The 1462-nt window shown below is 36.7% G+C and carries 1 protein-coding gene and 1 pseudogene; both read right to left on the minus strand.

The genetic code is table 11. From position 1 onward, the window contains the following. Positions 1 to 1374 (minus strand): cassette chromosome recombinase CcrB (gene ccrB, locus KA858_RS04585; protein WP_210135132.1); only part of this gene is annotated, 1374 nt, incomplete at its 3' end. Positions 1375 to 1394: 20 nt separating this feature from the next. Beyond that, positions 1395 to 1462 (minus strand): annotated as a pseudogene (locus tag KA858_RS13075) (recombinase RecA); the annotation flags it as partial.

Consider the following 1462-nt stretch of genomic DNA (forward strand, 5'->3'; position numbering starts at 1 on the left):
TTTCGTATCATAAGATGGTTTCTCTTGATTTTGTTGCTGCTTGAGTTGATTCATTTGGTTTGTAATATCATTCAGTTTTGTTTCATATTGATGAATGGTTGGTTTGAGTGCAGATGTTAAGTCTGGATTGTCTTCGATGGTTTGAACGAGATTTTTAAGTTTGATGTTTACTTCATCAAATTGTTGTTGTTTATAAGCAATATCATGATTGAGTGCAGCTACATCGACTTGATTATCTTGATTAACACGTTCGACAACTTGTTTGAGAACTTTATCGCTTTTGACAATTTCAAGTATTTGATCCATGACGTATTTCTCAATCACATCAGCTCTAACACTATTGGCTGAACATACCTTTGATCCTTTGTTGCGAAAGTTACTACAAGAATAATAGCGAATACGTTTCTTAGTTCCATCTTTGAGTGTATTAGTAGTATTACTCGCGGCCATAGGTGCTCCGCATTGGGGACAATGAACGATACCGGTTAATAGATTAGTTCCTTTACCGTGAACTTGGGGGTTTTGACTGACTTGCTTTTTACGTGCTTGCACTTTATCCCATAATGCTTGGCTAATAATAGGGGCGTGCTTACCCTCAGCTATGATCGGTTTATCATTCAGTCCTTTACGACGTTTTTCATTCCAATCTTTGTACTTCGCAAATTGAATTTTACCCATATAGAAGGGATTGGATAGAATATAAGTAATAGAACTTATACTGAAAGGCTTCCCTTTTTTAGTGACATAGCCTTTATGATTGAGTGTATTGGCAATTTTACGATAGCCATGCCCTTTGGCATAAGATTCGAAAATATATTTTACAATATTAGCTTCATGTTGATTAATCATCAATTCGTGTTTACTGTCGGGTATTTTGTCATAGCCTAGCGGTAAATTTCCTTGATAATAGCCTTCTTGGGCACGTCTGGTTTGGCCCATGAATACGTTCTCGACAATGTTATTACGTTCAAATTCTGAGAAACTCGCAAGTATTTGTAACATGAGTTTTCCAGAAGAAGTATTGACTTCCATACGTTCAGACAAACTGAAAAATTCGACATTTTGCTTATGCAAATCTTCGACAATTTTGAGTAAGTCTGATGTATTACGTGCCAGTCGGTTTGTTTTGTACACCATGACACAATCGATATGACCTTCATTCGCATCCTTCAACATACGTTGGAGCTCAGGACGGTTCATAGATTTTCCTGAGATACCACGATCAGCGTAAATATCTGTGACTTCAAAATGGTGAAATTGACAGTAGTCTCTAATCTGATTGATTTGGCCATTAATACTATAACCTTCTGTATTTTGGATTTCAGTCGATACACGGACATAGATACCGACACGTTTTTGTTTGAGTTGTTGCATGACTTTTTCATCCTTTCTGATTAAGCAATCGATGATTGCGCCGTTTGATTGACGATGTTTAAGGGCTCATTTTTGAAATAGATACCCG

The sequence above is a fragment of the Staphylococcus sp. GDX8P80P genome (assembly GCF_017893095.1).
GTDB classification, from domain to species: domain Bacteria; phylum Bacillota; class Bacilli; order Staphylococcales; family Staphylococcaceae; genus Staphylococcus; species Staphylococcus borealis.